This window comes from Paraburkholderia elongata (assembly GCF_013177735.1).
Classification (GTDB): domain Bacteria; phylum Pseudomonadota; class Gammaproteobacteria; order Burkholderiales; family Burkholderiaceae; genus Paraburkholderia; species Paraburkholderia elongata.
Map to the genome: position 1 here is coordinate 62,244 of NZ_WOEZ01000055.1, position 15,959 is coordinate 78,202.

At 61.6% G+C, this 15,959-nt stretch carries 12 protein-coding genes; 8 read left to right on the plus strand and 4 right to left on the minus strand.

The window, feature by feature from the left end; genetic code table 11:
- Positions 1-21 precede the first annotated feature (21 nt).
- From nirD to GNZ13_RS11940, 3 genes are all read left to right on the plus strand, one after another.
- Positions 22-375: a nitrite reductase small subunit NirD gene (gene nirD / locus GNZ13_RS11930; RefSeq protein WP_172163945.1), complete on the plus strand. Its 354-nt coding sequence runs from the start codon at positions 22-24 to the stop codon at positions 373-375.
- Between the two features lie 44 nt (positions 376-419).
- Positions 420-4,625: a bifunctional nitrate reductase/sulfite reductase flavoprotein subunit alpha gene (locus GNZ13_RS11935; protein ID WP_172163948.1), complete on the plus strand. Its 4,206-nt coding sequence runs from the start codon at positions 420-422 to the stop codon at positions 4,623-4,625.
- 204 nt (positions 4,626-4,829) lie between these two features.
- The gene (locus GNZ13_RS11940; RefSeq protein ID WP_172163951.1) at positions 4,830-6,197 is read left to right on the plus strand and encodes an MFS transporter; all 1,368 of its coding nucleotides are present in this window, start codon (positions 4,830-4,832) and stop codon (positions 6,195-6,197) included.
- Positions 6,198-6,308: 111 nt separating this feature from the next.
- Here the strand turns inward: GNZ13_RS11940 and GNZ13_RS11945 are convergent, their stop codons facing one another.
- From GNZ13_RS11945 to GNZ13_RS11955, 3 genes are all read right to left on the minus strand, one after another.
- Positions 6,309-6,932 (minus strand): HAD family hydrolase, encoded by a 624-nt coding sequence (locus tag GNZ13_RS11945; RefSeq protein WP_172163954.1) that lies wholly within the window; start codon positions 6,930-6,932, stop codon positions 6,309-6,311.
- 104 nt (positions 6,933-7,036) lie between these two features.
- Complete coding sequence (locus tag GNZ13_RS11950) at positions 7,037-8,209, minus strand: YncE family protein (protein ID WP_172163957.1); 1,173 nt, start codon at positions 8,207-8,209, stop codon at positions 7,037-7,039.
- A 63-nt stretch (positions 8,210-8,272) separates the two neighbouring features.
- Positions 8,273-9,088 (minus strand): creatininase family protein, encoded by an 816-nt coding sequence (locus GNZ13_RS11955; protein ID WP_172163960.1) that lies wholly within the window; start codon positions 9,086-9,088, stop codon positions 8,273-8,275.
- A gap of 407 nt (positions 9,089-9,495) precedes the next feature.
- Between GNZ13_RS11955 and GNZ13_RS11960 the strand changes: the two genes are divergently transcribed.
- Together GNZ13_RS11960 and GNZ13_RS11965 are read left to right on the plus strand one after the other, a co-directional pair.
- Positions 9,496-9,981, plus strand: coding sequence for an SRPBCC family protein (locus GNZ13_RS11960; RefSeq protein WP_172163963.1), 486 nt, complete (start codon positions 9,496-9,498; stop codon positions 9,979-9,981).
- A complete protein-coding gene (locus GNZ13_RS11965) occupies positions 9,965-10,348 on the plus strand; it encodes an ArsR/SmtB family transcription factor (RefSeq protein ID WP_172163966.1) in 384 nt (127 codons plus the stop codon). Before GNZ13_RS11960 ends, GNZ13_RS11965 begins: the two co-directional genes overlap by 17 nt.
- A gap of 4 nt (positions 10,349-10,352) precedes the next feature.
- Here GNZ13_RS11965 and GNZ13_RS11970 read toward each other — a convergent pair whose 3' ends face one another.
- Positions 10,353-11,507 carry a porin gene (locus GNZ13_RS11970; RefSeq protein WP_172163969.1) on the minus strand — a complete coding sequence of 385 codons (1,155 nt, stop codon included), beginning with the start codon at positions 11,505-11,507 and terminating at the stop codon, positions 10,353-10,355.
- A 284-nt stretch (positions 11,508-11,791) separates the two neighbouring features.
- Here GNZ13_RS11970 and aldA point away from each other — a divergent pair, with 284 nt between their 5' ends.
- From aldA to GNZ13_RS11985, 3 genes are all read left to right on the plus strand, one after another.
- The gene (gene aldA / locus GNZ13_RS11975) at positions 11,792-13,213 is read left to right on the plus strand and encodes an aldehyde dehydrogenase (RefSeq protein WP_172163972.1); all 1,422 of its coding nucleotides are present in this window, start codon (positions 11,792-11,794) and stop codon (positions 13,211-13,213) included.
- 152 nt (positions 13,214-13,365) lie between these two features.
- Entirely contained in the window at positions 13,366-14,685 is a 1,320-nt protein-coding gene (locus GNZ13_RS11980; protein WP_172163975.1) for an MFS transporter, read from the plus strand.
- On the plus strand, positions 14,686-15,903 hold the full coding sequence (locus GNZ13_RS11985) for a mandelate racemase/muconate lactonizing enzyme family protein (RefSeq protein WP_172163978.1): 1,218 nt from the start codon (positions 14,686-14,688) through the stop codon (positions 15,901-15,903).
- The last annotated feature ends 56 nt before the right edge of the window (positions 15,904-15,959 follow it).

Below are 15,959 nucleotides of genomic sequence, written 5' to 3' on the forward strand. Positions count from 1 at the left end.
CATTCACTGAGGACTTCCGTCATGAACCTTGACCGCCTTCCGCTCACCTGGACGCCGATTTGCCCGCTCGATGAGATCGTCCCAAACACGGGCGTGTGCGCGCTCGTCAACGGCGAGCAAGTGGCGGTATTTCATGTGGACAACGGCGACGCGGACACCGTCGTGTATGCGATCGAAAACTACGATCCGGGCTCGCAAGCGGCCGTGCTCTCGCGCGGGTTAATCGGCAATCTCGGCGAGCGCCTCGTGGTCGCCTCGCCGATCTACAAGCATCACTTCGATCTGCGCACCGGCGAGTGCCTCGAAACACCGGCGTATTCCGTCAGCGCGTACGCCGCGCGGGTGGAAAGCGGGCAGGTGTGGGTCGCGATGTGAGTCACTGATTTTTTGTTCAATCTCCTCGAACGATGCTGCCTGCCATGTCCTCCAATAGCGTAACAACGGTGTGCCCCTACTGCGGCGTCGGCTGCGGCATGGTGCTGCACGTCGAGGACGGGCAGGTCGTGAAGATTGCCGGCGATAAAGAGCATCCGGCTAACTTCGGACGGCTCTGCACGAAGGGTCAGTCGGCGCACGTCGCGTTGCGCAAGTCGGGTCGTCTGGAAGGCGCATTCGTTCGTTATGCACGCGACCAGGATCCGGCGCCGCTGCCGATGGCGCAGGCGATCAGCGACACGGCAGCACGTCTGCGCGGCCTGCTCGACGCACATGGACCGGACGCGCTGTCGTTCTATGTGTCCGGGCAGATGTCGATCGAGGCCCAGTACCTCGTCAACAAGCTCGCCAAGGGTTTCGTCGGCACCAACAACATCGAATCGAATTCGCGTCTTTGCATGGCGAGCGCGGGCAGTGGCTACAAGCTCTCGCTCGGCGCGGACGGGCCGCCGGGATCGTACGAAGACATCGATCATGCCGACCTCTTTTTCGTGATCGGCGCGAATATGGCCGACTGTCACCCGATTCTGTTTCTGCGGATGATGGATCGCGTGAAGGCCGGCGCGAAACTGATCGTGGTCGATCCGCGCCGCAATACGACCGCTGATAAGGCCGATCTCTTTTTGCAGATCAAACCCGGCACCGATCTGGCGTTGCTGAACGGCTTGCTGCATTTGCTGCACGAAAACGGCCACACGGATGCGGCCTTTATCGCTGAATTCACGGAAGGCTGGGACGGAATGCCCGCTTTCCTCGCTGACTATACGCCGGAGAAAGTGTCGGCGATTACGGGCCTTTCCATAGAAGACATCCGCCAGGCCGCGCAAATGATCGGCGCCGCACCGGAGTGGATCAGCTGCTGGACCATGGGCCTGAATCAGAGCACGCACGGCACGTGGCACACGAACGCGATCTGCAATCTGCATCTGGCGACGGGCAAGATCTGTCGCCGTGGCAGCGGACCGTTCTCACTGACCGGCCAGCCCAATGCAATGGGCGGTCGTGAAATGGGCTACATGGGGCCCGGCTTGCCAGGGCAGCGTTCGGTGCTGGCCGAAGAAGACCGCGTGTTTATCGAAGACCTGTGGGGCATCCCGAAGGGCACGCTGAAGACACACGTCGGCAACGGCACGATCGATATGTTCAGCCGCATGGCCGCGGGCGAGATCAAGGCGTGCTGGATCATCTGCACGAATCCGGTGGCGAGCGTCGCGAACCGTCAGAACGCTATCGCTGGATTGAGCGCGGCCGAACTCGTGATTTCACAGGATGCGTTCCTCGACACCGAGACCAACCGTTACGCCGATGTGCTGTTGCCCGGCGCGCTATGGGCCGAGGCCGAAGGCGTGATGATCAACTCCGAGCGCAATCTGACGCTGATGCAAAAGGGCATCGAGCCGCCAGGAGCCGCGCTGCCGGACTGGCAGATCATTGCGCGCGTCGCTTGTGAAATGGGTTTCGCCGATGCGTTTACCTATGCAAGCGCCGAAGAAGTTTTCGCGGAAATCACCCGCGCGTCGAATCCGAAAACCGGCTACGACCTGCGCGGCGCGAGCCATCGCCGGCTGAAGGACACACCGCTGCAATGGCCGCTTGCTTCCGACGACGCTGCCGACCGCAACCCAATTCGCTATGTCAACGACGGCGTCAGCCAGACGCTGAAGGAACGGCTCGACGGCAGCCGTCCGCGGCTCGCGTTTCCGACCGCAAGCGGCAAAGGCGTGTTCTTCGCCCGTGCTTTTGCAGCCCCGGCTGAATTGCCCGATCGGGAATTTCCGATCGTGTTGAATACGGGCCGCTTGCAGCATCAATGGCACACCATGACCAAGACCGGCAAGGTCCCGATGCTCAACAAGCTGAACCCGGGTCCGTTCGTCGAGATTCATCCCGAAGACGCCGCCACGCTTGGCATCAAGCCCAAGGATCCGGTCGAGATCCGTTCGCGGCGCGGGCGTGCCGTGTTGCCGGCGGTCGTCACGGAGCGCGTACAAGCAGGGAACTGCTTCGCGCCGATGCACTGGAACGACGTCTTCGGCGACGACCTGTGTATCAACGCAGTCACCAGTGATGCAATCGATCCGGTCTCGCAGCAACCCGAACTCAAGTTCTGTGCGGTCGCGCTGAGCCCGGTTGCAGTCGACGCCATCGAGCCGGTTTCGAATGCAGGCGACGAGACGCTCACCGATGCGCCCGCCGTTGAAGTCGACGCGGCGACAGCAAGTGCTATATCGGCGAACACCAAGGAACTGGAAATGCCCCGCATCAATGCACTGACTAGCCTGTTGCAGCTTCCACAGACACCCGCGCCTTCGTTCACGGAAACGGAGCGGGCGTATCTGAGTGGTTTCGTCAGTGGCCTGCGTTCGGCTGAAGGGCAGGGCATCGACAGCGTGCCGGTCCTCCCGGCCGGCGCACCGTTTGATCCGACGAACCGCCTGTACGTGGACGGTTTGCTGGCCGGACTTTATAGCCGCAGCGGAGCCCATGCGGCCGTGCCGGCAGGTGCGCTCGCCACGCCGCATTCCGACGCGGCACATCATGCATCCGGTGTGCGCATCTTGCGCGTACGACCCAAAGTGACCTTGCTGTGGGCCTCGCAAACCAGCAACACCGAATCGCTGACCGAACGTTATGCCACGCGTCTGATGGAGTCGGGCTTCGAAATCCGCACGTCATGCATGGCGGACTATCAGGTTTCGGCACTCGCGAAAGCGCAATACGTACTGCTGATGTCGAGCACCTTCGGTGACGGCGATCCGCCCGATAACGCGCAAAGTTTCTGGTCACAATTGGCCAGCGCCGCAGCGCCTCGTCTTGAAGGCCTGCGCTACGCGGTGCTCGCGCTGGGCGATCGCAACTACGATCAATTTTGCGGCCACGGCCGCCGTCTGGATGAACGTCTCACAGCTCTTGGCGCGCTGCGTTTGATGGATCGCGTCGATTGCGACAGCGAGTATCAGGAGAACGCTGACGCGTGGCTCGAAAGCATCATCTTGCGCATCAAGGAAGAAGATGCGGCGCTGCATGCGGTGCCGCCGGGCGGCATGATCAACGCCGTGGTGCCTGGCACGGTGGCGACCAAAACGCGTCCGGCCGCCTCGCGGCTCGTCAGGAACCTGCAACTGAACAAGCGGGGTGCAGCGAAGGATACGCGCTACTTCTCCTTGAGCATGGGCGACTCGGGACTCGAATACGAAGCCGGCGATGCGTTGGGCGTATGGCCGAGCAATTGTCCAGAACTGGTCGACGAATTGATCAGCCTGAGCGGTTTGAGTGCCGACGCTGCGGTCAACGTGTCCGGCGCGGGTGAAATGCATCTCGCCGACGCGCTCGGCAAACACTACGAGATCGCGCGTCCCAGCCCTGATGCGCTCGCGTTCATTGCCGCACGCAGCAACAACGGCGCACTGCGCGATCTGCTCTCCGCAGAGCGCAAGCACGACCTCAAACAATGGTTGTGGGGCCAACAACTCGCCGACGTACTCCACGAATTTCCCGTCAACCTGACGGCAACCGAATTGACCGGCATGCTCAAGCGCCTGCAACCGCGTTTGTATTCGATTGCATCGAGCCCGAAGGCGCATCCCGGTGAAATTCATCTGACGGTTTCCGCGGTTCGCTACAGCAATGGTCGCCGTCATCGCAAGGGCGTGTCGTCGACGTTTCTCGCCGACCGCGCCAACGACGTGAATGTACCGGTATTCGTGCAGCAATCCGCACACTTTCGGCCTCCTCATGTTTTCGACACGCCGATCATCATGGTCGGTCCGGGTACCGGCGTTGCACCGTTTCGCGGCTTTCTGCACGAGCGGCGTGCACGCGGTGACAAGGGGCGCAATTGGCTGTTCTTCGGCGAGCAACACGCGGCCACCGATTTCTACTATCGCGACGAACTTGAAGCGATGCGCGACAGCGGTGTGCTGACCCGGCTCGACGTCGCTTTCTCGCGCGATCAAACGGAAAAGATCTATGTGCAGGACCGCATGCGCGAGCAGGGTGCGCAACTGTGGGCATGGCTCGAAGAGGGTGCGCATTTCTACGTCTGCGGCGACGCAAGCCGGATGGCGAGAGACGTCGACGCGACGCTCAAGCATGTGGTCGCCCAGCACGGTGGCATGAGCGAAGAAAAGGCCGCTGAGTATGTGAACCGTTTAGCGCAAGAAAAGCGCTACGTACGCGACGTTTATTGATTTTCGAAGCGGGCGGCACAGACACGGCATCACGATTTCAGAGAGTACGCAGTCAAGCTTCAGACGATGAGCCCGGATGGCATGAAGGTTGCGTGTTCATACCGGTATTCAACATCATGATCATTCCGGTGCGCAGTGCCTCAGCGCAAAGTTCCAGCGCCGCGCACCAGGTTAGCAAACAATCAGCATATTTAAGGATGCCTAATGAAAAACGTGATGAGCTCCCTTAAGAGTGGAGACTGGCGCGCGCTAGTGGCGTGTTTTCTCTATTTCGATACCGGCTTCACCGTCTGGGTGCTATACGGGCCGCTCGCGCCATTCATCAGCAAGAGCGTCGCAATGACGCCTGCGCAGCAAGGTTTGCTGGTCGCCGTGCCGGTTCTGTCGGCAGCGATCCTGCGCGTGACGCTCGGTAACCTCTATCAATCGGCGCATGGCAAGCGCATCGCGCTGATGGGCGTGATGCTCTCTGCGGTGCCGACGATCGTGCTGCCGTCGTTGCCGTTCGTGCCGTCGTACACCTTGCTGCTGGTGCTTGGCGTGTTCCTCGGAATGGGCGGTGCAAGCTTTTCGGTGGCGCTGCCGATGGCCGGCAGCAACTATCCGCCGAAAGTGCAGGGCCTGGTGCTGGGTCTTGCCGCTGCCGGTAACATCGGCGCGGTGCTCGACGGCTTCCTGTTCCCGCAACTGGCAACGCATTACGGCTGGCAAATGGCAACCGCCGGCGCACTGCCGTTGCTCGCCATCGCTGCGATCACGCTGTACTTCTGGGCCAACGATTCCGGTATCAAATCGGGCAGCGTGCTGCGCGCGTTCGGCAGCTTTGCAATAACGCTAGTCGGTTTGATCGTGCTCGTGCTGCTGGTCGAAGCGGGCGTGTTCGGTTCGGGTAAGACGGGTGTGCTGCTGTTGCCGGTGATCGGTGCGCTGCTGGCGATTGCGGTGCTGCCCAAGCGCTATCGCGCGGTGCTGGCCGAGCGCGACACGTGGGTGATCATGCTGGTCTACAGCATCACGTTCGGTGGGTTTGTCGGCATGTCGTCGTATGTTTCGCTGCTGCTGACCAACCTGTATCAGTTGTCGAAGATCGACGCGGGTCTGTTCATGGCGCTGCTTGCCGCAACTGGCGCGATTGTGCGGCCGCTCGGTGGCTTGATTGCCGACAAGGTGTCCGGCGTGCGCGCGTTGACCGTCCTGCTCGCGATCATTTCGCTGTGCGACTTCGTTTTCGCTGCCGCAATGCCGTCGATACTGGGCGGAATTGCGCTGCTGCTGTGCCTGTACGTGGCCTTTGGTCTGGGTAATGGCGCGACCTTCCAGCTGGTGCCGCATCGTTGGGCCGGCCGCACCGGGCTGATGTCGGGCATCGTCGGCGCCGCGGGCGGCATCGGCGGCTTCTATTTGCCGGTTGTGATGGGCATCGCTAAGGAAAGCACGGGCAGCTATCAGATGGGCTTTGCGACCTTCGGCGCACTGGCGGCTTGCGCGTTCCTCGCGATCGTCGCACTGCGCCGTCCGTGGATGGCGTGGTCGATGCACACCAACGTGATGCACGCGCACGCAACGGAGTAATTCAAGGAGACGTCCGCGTCGTGGCGTGACAGCAGAATCGGCGCAGCGTCGCCCGAACAACACGGGCACGCTGACATGCAAACGCTTCTGAGGATCGCGCCATCCCGTCCGCTATGCATCGATGGGGGGCATGTCGCCGTGGCCGCGCAGCCACGCATGATCGGCAAGCGCGAGCATTTCCTTGTCACCTCGACTATCGCCATACGCATAGAGCACACGAGGGCGATCGCCGTCGAACCATTGTTGCAGTCTCCGCACTTTTTCTGGTCCCCAGCAATTCGGGGAAGCCAGGTGACCAGAAAAGCGATCGTCATGAAACTCGAGCTCGGTTGCCAGTACCGAGTCGAATCCCACAGCCGTAGCCCAGACCTTCAGGTAGAGCGCAGGAGACGCGCTGACAAGCACGAGTTGATGGCCACGGCGCTTATGATCCTGGACCCGCGCGACCATTTCGGGGCGAATGAGCTTCGGCAATCTCTGAGCCACGTATTGCTGTGCAATGTCTTGCAGTTCGCGCTGAGTCCTGGTGCCGATCGTCGCTGCGAGAAAATGCGCTTTCGCGGTACCTCGGTCGCACGCGCCGATCAGCATGCCGGCCATCCATGGCGCCGCGCAAACCGCGCCACGGATCAATCGCGGACTGCCGGCCGTGTAATGCACAAAATCACGTAGGCTGTCGGACGTGGTGATGGTGCCGTCGAAATCGAAGGCGGCAACGACACGATCGCGCCGCATTGTTCGATCAGCGGCGGCGTGCAATGCAATCTGTTGTGAGGACGACGGCGTACCGCTTTGGCTCCCTTGCGAGACGGCGCCTGGACGACGTCCCGCGTCACGGGTCAACGCATGTTCCCGGTGTGCCCCAGCGAATAACGCCCGGGCTGCGGCCAGACGGTGAGCCCGTGCGGCTCCGCGCCAACCGGAATGGATTTGATGGAGCCCGTTGTCGTATCGATCGCGTAGACCACGTCATCGAAGCGACCGGACAGCCACAGCATCTTGCCATCCGGGCTGACATTACCCATGTCGGGACTGCCGCCGCCCGGAATCGGCCAGTTCGCGACGACCTTGCGCGTTCCGAAGTCGATCACCGACAAGCTGCCCTTGCCATGTTTCGGCCCGTGCACGAGATTCGAGCCGCGATTGGATACATAGAGCCGGGTGCCGTCGCGGCTCGGGTACAGGCCGTGTGTACCGACGCCGGTCTTGATGAAGCCGATCTTCGTGAAGCTGTCGCCGTCCACCACGTAGACGCCGTCGGCCATCATGTCGGCGACATAGAACACCTTGCCGTCTGGCGAGATGCGGATGTCCTGTGGCATGCCTTTCTTGTCGAGTTCGATGTAGCCCACCACCTTGCGGTTGACGAGATCGATCTTGGCCAGCTTGCCGCCGAATTCGCAGGTGAAGAGCGCGTACTTGCCGTCGATCGAGAAATCGGCGTGATTGATGCCCTTGCACTGCGGCGCTTCGAGACTCGATTTCAGCGCCATCGTGTGCGCATCGCGAAAGTCCAGTCGCGCGTGCGCTTCGGCCACCACGATCGCTTCTTTGCCGTCCGGCGTGAAGTACATGTTGTAGGGATCGTCGACCATGATCGCCTTGCCGGGATGGCCGGTCTTCGGATCGATCGGGGTCAGGCTGCCGTCGGGGCGGCCTTCGGCGTTGTTGGCCACCCACAGCGTCTGCAGATCCCATGCAGGGACGACGTGCTGCGGACTGAAGCCGACGTGAAACCTGTCGACCACCTTGAGCGTGGCCGGATCGATCACGTAGACGTCGTTCGAACGCAGGTTCGGCACATAGACGCGCGGCAACGCGCTGGCGACCGCGGGGCTCATATGGCCGGCGCCCGCTTCGCTGTACAGGTTATCGGGGTTCACCACGGGCGGCATGCCGGCCACCGTCGCGACAGCCGACGCAGCCGATGCAGCGCCGGCGGCGCAGAAACCGGCCAGCGCGATGGCGACTGCCGTTGCAACGCGCGAAAAGCGGGGAGAACACAATTGCATGGCGAATTCCGTTAACGAGTGAATGGGGGAGTCGGGGACGGAAGCGGGAGGCTGTTGAATGGTTTAACGGCTTGCAGTCTCTTTCTTGATGTCATCGATGGTCCGCGACACGATCGCGTCAATGCCCAGTCGACCGAGTTCGACGCTCGAGTGCCGCGGGTCGCCGCCATAGACTCCGTCGGCCGGTCCCAGTTTCGGACCGCTTCGCAGGCGCTCGAGCCGCACCATCTGCGGTGCGACCGCCAGCAGCAGCGAGGTATCTGCGAGTCCCGCATGAGTGCCGATCTCGGCATCGCTGACGCCGTGCTGCCGCAGGATCTGCGCGTAGCCGTCCGAACTGGTGCCGTAGTACTCCGGCGGCACGAATGCCCGGGCGCCCGAGCCGGCCCAGTTCTTATTGAGTTGGGCTACGGCGCGCCTGACGTCGTTCTGATAGCCGCCGTGGTCACCGAGAAAAACAACGTTGGTGAAGCCGTGAACCTTGAAGCTGTTCGCGGCGGATTCCAGCGTCTTTTCGAACACGTCGTCCGGCACGGTGATCGTGCCGGGAAAGCGCATGTGCGAGGTCGGCGGAGCGTAGCCGCCCTCCGGCACGTAGGCGATGACCGGCGCGACGATCGCGTTGCCGAGGCCCTCGGCGATGCGCTGCGACAGCACCTTGACTCGTGCATTGTGCTTGCCGAGTGCGACGTCGGGGCCGCTTTGCTCGGTTCCGCCGATGGGGATGATGATGGTGGTCTTGCCCCCCTGAATCTGGTCGCGCAGTTCGGTCCAGGTCAGATCCTCAAGGAGTACGGTTTTCGGGGTTTGAGCAAAGACGGTCTGCGCGGAGATGAGCAAAATGACGGATGCGAAAGCTCGTCGTAGTGGAAAGCGCATGAAGGGTCCTCATGGAAAAGGCGTATCTGGGCTCTGAATCCGGGCTCTGAAATTCAAGGCCGCGTGGGCGCGGGCACCCATCGATACAGCGTTGAATTGACACACTTCCAGACGACCAAGGTGCCGCCCGCATGCAATACTTCCAGAGCCGTCTGCAGACTGGGGCGCGGGGCCAACGGCATGCTCGAGGCGCTTTGCCAGTGGGCGAAAGCGAGAATAGCATATCGAAAACGGTTTTAGAGGACCGGGCGCCTTGGGTCTTGTCTTGCCGCAATCATTGCCCGACGACCGCTCATAAACGAACGTTTTCAAGCGCAGGACATTGCCCCGACCCGAGTTGAAAAATACGCAGTCGAATACTTGCATGTTGTCGGTGGTGAGCCTAATATGCAGTCAGGATGCTGCATATGAACATCTCATCCGACACATCAAAAGACGCATCGACCGATCGCATCGAAAAACAGATTTTGCTGAAGGCGCCGCGCTCGCGAGTGTGGCGCGCGGTGTCCAACGCCGAAGAATTCGGCAATTGGTTCGGCGTGAATTTCAGCGGCAAGCAGTTTGTGGTCGGCCGGTCCATTCAAGGCAACATCACCTATCCGGGTTATGAGTATCTCATCATGGACGCGCTGGTCGAGCGCATCGAGCCGGAACATCATTTGTCGTTTCGCTGGCATCCGGCTGCGGTGGATGTGTCGGTCGATTACTCTCCCGAGCCCACTACCCTGGTCGTATTCGAGCTGAGCGAGGTCGATTCAGGCACGTTGCTGCGTGTGGTCGAATCGGGTTTTGATCAGATTCCCGCCGCGCGCCGCGAGGAAGCGTTCCGCATGAATAGCGGCGGGTGGGAACAGCAGATGGTCAACATCGAAAAGCATGTCGCCAAGGGTTAAGCTGCCCAACACCAGACCGGCTGCCGGTCATGCGCGTCGGAAAACGGCCTTGCTGCGAAGTTCCGCGCACATTTTTGCGGCGCTCGGCGACGAAACGCGCCTGCGTCTGATCGCCGTGTTGTGCGCGGGCAGTGCGATGTCGATCGCGCAGCTCACTGCCGGCACGGAGATCACGCGGCAGTCCGTCACGCAGCATTTGCAGGTGCTCGCCAATGCGGGCCTTGTGCGCGACGTCAAGGTGGGGCGTGAACGCTTATGGGCGTTCGAACCGGTGCACCTCGACGAAGCGCGGCGCGCGCTCGAAGCGATCTCGCAGCAGTGGGATCAGGCGCTGCTGCGGTTGAATGCGGCGGTGGAGGGGGATTGAACCCTCAGAACTTGTGGCGCAACGCGACGCGCACGGCGACCTGATTCCCCGTCGACGACGGCGCCTGCACGCCCGGAATGAACGCGTTGTCGAGAATCGAGTTGGTCGAGTCGCCCGCGACCTTCGGGTATTCGCCCTGCACATACACATCCGTGCGCTTCGACAGATTGTAATCCGCCATCAACCCGACTGAGTGAATCTTCGGCTTCACGCTGCCCGTCGACGCATCGTAGTTCTCCATCGTGTACACATACTGCGCGCCGATAAAGAAGGCCGGCGTGAACTGGTATTTGCCGTTCACTTCGAAGTTCTGGTACTTCAGCGTGTTCAACCTGACGCCGGACGCCGCCAGCGGGATGCCGATATAGCCGTTGCCGGTCGGATCCTTATAGTTCGAGTTGGTGTAGGCAAAACCGGCGGTCGCCGCACCGAACGTGTAATTGATGCCGCCGCCGAACACCCGCATGCGCCCGGCGATGAAGCTCGCGTCGTTCGCGGTGATCGCGCCGGTGGAACCTGCGCCCGGATTGTTCGCCTGCAGGTACGCGGCCGCAATCAACAGCCCGCCGTTCGCATACTGGCCGCCAAAGCTATAGGCGCGGTTGTTCGCGAAGTTCGTGTCGTTGCTGAAGCTGTACACGCCGCCGAACTGGAAGCCCGCGATCTCCGGGCTCGCGTACTTCACGCTGTTGCCGAGACGGAACGAGTTGTCGGTATTGTCGTTGTCGTACGGGTGCGCAAACAGGTAGCCGGCCCAGTTGCCGTTGGCCGTGGTCTGCGCGAGGTAGTCGACCACCGAGTCGTACTGGCGCCCGAGCGTGACCGTGCCGAACCGGCCGTCGCTCAAACCTACATAAGCCTGGCGGCCGAACATGCGGCCGCCCTGGTTAAGCCGCCCAGAGCTCACGTCGAAGCCGTTTTCCAGCTGGAACACCGCCTTCATGCCGCCGCCCAGATCTTCCGAACCCTTCATGCCCCAGCGGCTGCCTTGGGCATAGCCGCTCGCCATTTCCCAGACCGCGCCGCGCCCGGCGTTGTTCGTGTAGTCGATACCTTCATCCAGCACGCCGTACAGGGTCACGCTGCTTTGTGCGAAGGCGGACGGGGCCGCCAGCGAGGCGAGTGCGGCGAAGGCGGCGGCGATGACATTCTTTTTCATTGTGAGCTCCAGACGTTGGTAATGAGCGGCCCAGTGGTTCGAAACAGGGTTCGACCGGCCTCGAAGGCCGCCGCTTATTGGCAAAGCCCGGATTCTGCTATTCGAGATGGGAATCGCGTATGAGGCACATCCCTGGATAAACGTGATTTTTTCGAATGTTTGTCCCGCAAATTATTCGCTTGTGGCTCGCCGTGTCGCAGAGAAAAATTCCGTCCATGCACCTTTGGCATGAACGCGATAGCTGAAGGCAATGCGCCACCGCACCAGGTTTTTCAGGAGACGACATGCGACTCGATCGGAATTTTGCTAACGGCTGCTTTATCGACGCGGCAAGCGACGAGCTCATCGCCGTCACCAACCCAGCCACCGAAGCCGTGATTGCCCACGTCACCGGCGCCACCCGGGCCGAGGCCATCGCCGCGGTCGACGCCGCAGCAGCCGCGCAGAAGGGCTGGCGCAAGCTGCCTTCGGCCGAGCGCGCGGTCTATCTGCACAAGCTCGCCGACGCGCTCACCGAATGCGCGCCTGCCATCGGCGCGGCGCTCGCGCTGGAGTCGGGCAAGAGCGTCGCCGACGCCACCAATGAAGCGGTCTATGCCGGCCAGATCACCCGCTACCACGCCGAATGGGCGCGCCGCATCGAAGGCGAGGTGATTCCGAGCGACACACCCGACGAAAACTTGTTGCATCGCGAGCCGATCGGCGTCGTCGCGTGCCTGATCCCGTTCAACTACCCGGTCTATACCTTCATGCGCAAGGTGGCGCCCGCGCTGATCGCCGGCAACACCGTGGTGGTGCGCCCGAGCAACAACACGCCGACCTCCGCGTTCGAGATCGCCAAGGCGGTTGAGAAAGCAGGGCTGCCGGCCGGTGTCGTGAACATTCTCGCGATGAATCATGCAACCGCCGAGGCGCTCTGCACGCATCCCAAGGTCGGCGTGATCACGCTGACCGGCAGCGTCGGCGCCGGCCGCAAAGTGCTCGAATACTGCAAGGCGAACATCGCCAAGCCGTCGCTCGAACTGGGCGGTAAGACGCCCGCCATCATCGAGGCGGATGCCGATCTCGAGAAGGCCGCGCGCGATCTGGTCGCATCCAAAACGACGCACTGTGGGCAGCTTTGCACAGCGATCGAACGCGTCTACGTGCAGGAAAGCGTGCATGACCGTTTTGTCGCGCTGCTGAAGAAACACATGAGCGCGGTGGAAAGCGGCGACCGCAGCGAACAGCCGTCGCTGATGGGGCCGCTCGTCAACGACGCGTCGCGCCAGTCGATTCACGGGATGGTGGAGCGCGCGATTGCCGCGGGCGCCACGCTCGAGACCGGCGGCAGACTGCCGCAAGGCAAGGGCTTCTTTTATCCGGCCACGTTGCTGTCGAACTGCCGGCAGGACATGGAAATCATCCAGGAAGAAACCTTTGGTCCGATCATGCCGGTCGTCAAATACCGCACGCTCGACGAAGCGCTGGAGATGGCCAATGACCACCAGTTTGGTTTGTCGTCGGTGCTCTATACCGAGAACTACCGCAGCGCGATGAAGATCGCCAACGGCATCGAGGCAGGCGAGTTGTATGTGAACCGTACGCCGGCCGATCCGTATCAAGGTTTCCACGCCGGCTGGAAACGTTCGGGTCTCGGCGGCGACGACGGCAAGCACGGCATGCTCGAATTCACGCAGACCCGTCTCGTGGTCATGAAGTACTGAGGCTGAAACCGGCGCGTGCCGCGCGATTCGGAGTAGACGGCACGCGTCGCCTTAAAACCCACAGAAACGCAGCAAACCCGCTGCACTTATAACAACAAATTGGAGATCCGGCAGACCGGTGGACCGGCGCTGTGTCTCTAAGGAGCGATCACGTGTCATCTCAACCCGTTCAAACCACTGCCTCGCTCGCGTTAAGCGACGAAGCCGCACTGCAAAACAGCAAGGCTCAACGCTATATCCAGCTCATGTTGCTGGTGGTGGCGGCCGGCGCGATTTACCCGATTCTGTATCTTCGGCAGGTCTATCAGCCGACGATGCTCGAAGTGTTCCACATCACCGATAGTCAGCTCGGCTATCTGTATTCGTCGCTCGGCACGATTTTTCTGCTGAGCTACCTGCCGAGCGGCTGGCTCGCCGACCGGATCGCACCGCGCCTGTTGATCTGCTTTTCGTTGATCGCGACCGGCGTGCTGGGCCTGTGGTATTCGACTGCGCCGTCGTTCCAGGTGCTGATGCTGATCTTCGGCGGCTGGGGATTGACGACCGGATTGACCTTCTGGGCCGCCGTCATCAAGCGCGTGGCGATGATCGCCGGCACGCACGAGCAGGGCCGCTTCTTCGGTTTGCTCGACGGCGGACGCGGCTTGATCGAAGCCATGCTCGCGACCATCGCGATCACGCTGTTCGCGTGGTTCACGCAGACCAAGGGCGAGCCGGTGGCGACTGGCTTCAAGCTGGTCGTCTACATGTACGCGTTTCTGTGCATCGCGCTCGGCGTGGTGCTCGCGCTCGTCAAAGACCCGCAAGGCGCTGCACATGCCGCCGCCAACCGCGCCACGAAGAAACGCAGCAACGTGCTGGTCGATCTGAAAACGCTCGCGTCGATTCCCGAGTTGTGGCTGGTCGCAGCAATTGTGTTCTGCGGCTATCAGGTGTTTTGGGCCACCTACAGTTTCTCCGCGTATCTGCATGAAGGCGAGATCGGTTTGACGGTGGTGATGGCCGGCACGATTACGACGCTCAAGCTGTGGATGCGGCCGATCGGCGGCATCGGCGGCGGCTTTCTCGGCGACCGTTATTCGAAGGTCTCGGTGCTGGTGATCGCGCTCTTCCTCGCGGCACTGTCGCTGCTCGGTCTGATGGCGGCGCCGCGTATCTCGAGTCACGTGCTGCTGGTGTTCCTCGTGCTCTTCATCGGCATTCTGACTTACGCGATTCGCGGGCTGTACTGGTCGCTGCTGGATCGCTGCAATATCCCGGTCGAAACGATGGGCCTCGCCATCGGCCTGATCTCCGTACTCGGCTATTCGCCCGACGTGTTCCTGCCGTTGATCAACGGCTATCTGACGCAGAACTTCCCGGGCGTCTTCGGTTACCAGCTTTACTTCGGCTACGTGGCCGGAATGGCGGCGCTCGGCGGCTTTGCCGGCTTGGCGCTGAGAAACATGCTTAATAGGAAAGGGGTTGCGTAAATGAAAGTCGTCTCGCTCGAAACGCATATCGTCGCCGTACCGCCGCCGCACGTGGGCGGCATGTACTGGATCTTCGTCAAGCTCAAGACCGACTGCGGTATTGAAGGCGTCGGCGAAATCTATTCGGCGACGTTCCATCCGAAGGCGATGACTCACATCATCGACGATGTATTCGGCCGCTACCTGCTCGATAAAGATCCGCACCATATCGAGCGGCTCTGGCGCGAAGCGTATTCGAGCGGTTTCACGCAACGCCCCGATCTGACGATGATGGGCGTGGTCAGCGGCCTGGAAATGGCGTGCTGGGACATCATCGGCAAGGCGGCGAACAAGCCCGTGTACGAGCTGCTCGGCGGCATGGTGAACCCGCGTTTGCGCTCGTACACGTACCTGTATCCGAAGAACAGCCGTGGCGAATACGACTACGACGATCCCGATCTCGCCGCCGAATGCGCCGTTGAAAACGTGAAGCGTGGTTTCACCGCGGTGAAGTTCGATCCGGCGGGGCCGTATACGGCTTACTCGGGCCATCAACTGTCGATGGAAGTACTCGACCGTTGCGAGACTTTCTGCCGGCGTGTGCGTGAAGCGGTCGGCAGCAAGGCGGATCTGCTGTTCGGTACGCATGGGCAGATGGTGCCGTCGTCGGCAATCCGGCTTGCCAAGCGCCTCGAGAAATACGATCCGCTGTGGTTCGAAGAACCGGTGCCGCCCGGCCAGGAAGGCGCGATGGCGCAAGTCGCGCAGCACACGAGTATTCCGATTGCCGCGGGCGAGCGCCTGACCACCAAGTATGAATTCTTCAAGCTGCTCGAAGCGGGCGCGGCGTCGATCCTGCAGTTGAACGTTGCGCGTGTGGGCGGCCTGCTCGAGGCGAAGAAAGTCGCGGCGATCGCTGAGGTGTATTACGCGCAGATCGCACCGCATCTGTACAACGGGCCGGTGGGCGCGGCGGCCAGCATCCAGCTCGCAGCCTGCACGCCGAACTTCCTGATTCAGGAAAGCATCGGGACGTGGGACGGCTTCCATGCGGCGGTGTTGAAGAAGCCGATTCAGTGGGAAGACGGCTACATCATTCCTTCGCAGGAACCGGGCCTGGGCGTCGAACTGAACATGGACGTGGTCAGGGAGCACACGCCGTACACCGGCGAGCGTCTGCATCTGCAAATGGCGGCACAACCGGCTGACGTGAAAGATCTCGCGCCGGCTAAGGGTTGAACCAGGATTGAACCTGCCGGGTTCGACCTGCGGGTTTTAACCTGCGAGTTTCAACC

What these genes read in the sequence shown, in the direction of transcription:
- GNZ13_RS11965 (WP_172163966.1), top strand. Translation starts at nt 9,965, where the DNA reads ATGTCGCCAAGGGTTAAGCTGCCCAACACCAGACCGGCTGCCGGTCAT.
- GNZ13_RS11970 (WP_172163969.1), bottom strand. Translation starts at nt 11,507, where the DNA reads ATGAAAAAGAATGTCATCGCCGCCGCCTTCGCCGCACTCGCCTCGCTG.
- GNZ13_RS11955 (WP_172163960.1), bottom strand. Translation starts at nt 9,088, where the DNA reads ATGCGCTTTCCACTACGACGAGCTTTCGCATCCGTCATTTTGCTCATC.
- aldA (WP_172163972.1), top strand. Translation starts at nt 11,792, where the DNA reads ATGCGACTCGATCGGAATTTTGCTAACGGCTGCTTTATCGACGCGGCA.
- GNZ13_RS11935 (WP_172163948.1), top strand. Translation starts at nt 420, where the DNA reads ATGTCCTCCAATAGCGTAACAACGGTGTGCCCCTACTGCGGCGTCGGC.
- GNZ13_RS11940 (WP_172163951.1), top strand. Translation starts at nt 4,830, where the DNA reads ATGAAAAACGTGATGAGCTCCCTTAAGAGTGGAGACTGGCGCGCGCTA.
- GNZ13_RS11960 (WP_172163963.1), top strand. Translation starts at nt 9,496, where the DNA reads ATGAACATCTCATCCGACACATCAAAAGACGCATCGACCGATCGCATC.
- nirD (WP_172163945.1), top strand. Translation starts at nt 22, where the DNA reads ATGAACCTTGACCGCCTTCCGCTCACCTGGACGCCGATTTGCCCGCTC.
- GNZ13_RS11950 (WP_172163957.1), bottom strand. Translation starts at nt 8,209, where the DNA reads ATGCAATTGTGTTCTCCCCGCTTTTCGCGCGTTGCAACGGCAGTCGCC.
- GNZ13_RS11945 (WP_172163954.1), bottom strand. Translation starts at nt 6,932, where the DNA reads ATGCGGCGCGATCGTGTCGTTGCCGCCTTCGATTTCGACGGCACCATC.
- GNZ13_RS11985 (WP_172163978.1), top strand. Translation starts at nt 14,686, where the DNA reads ATGAAAGTCGTCTCGCTCGAAACGCATATCGTCGCCGTACCGCCGCCG.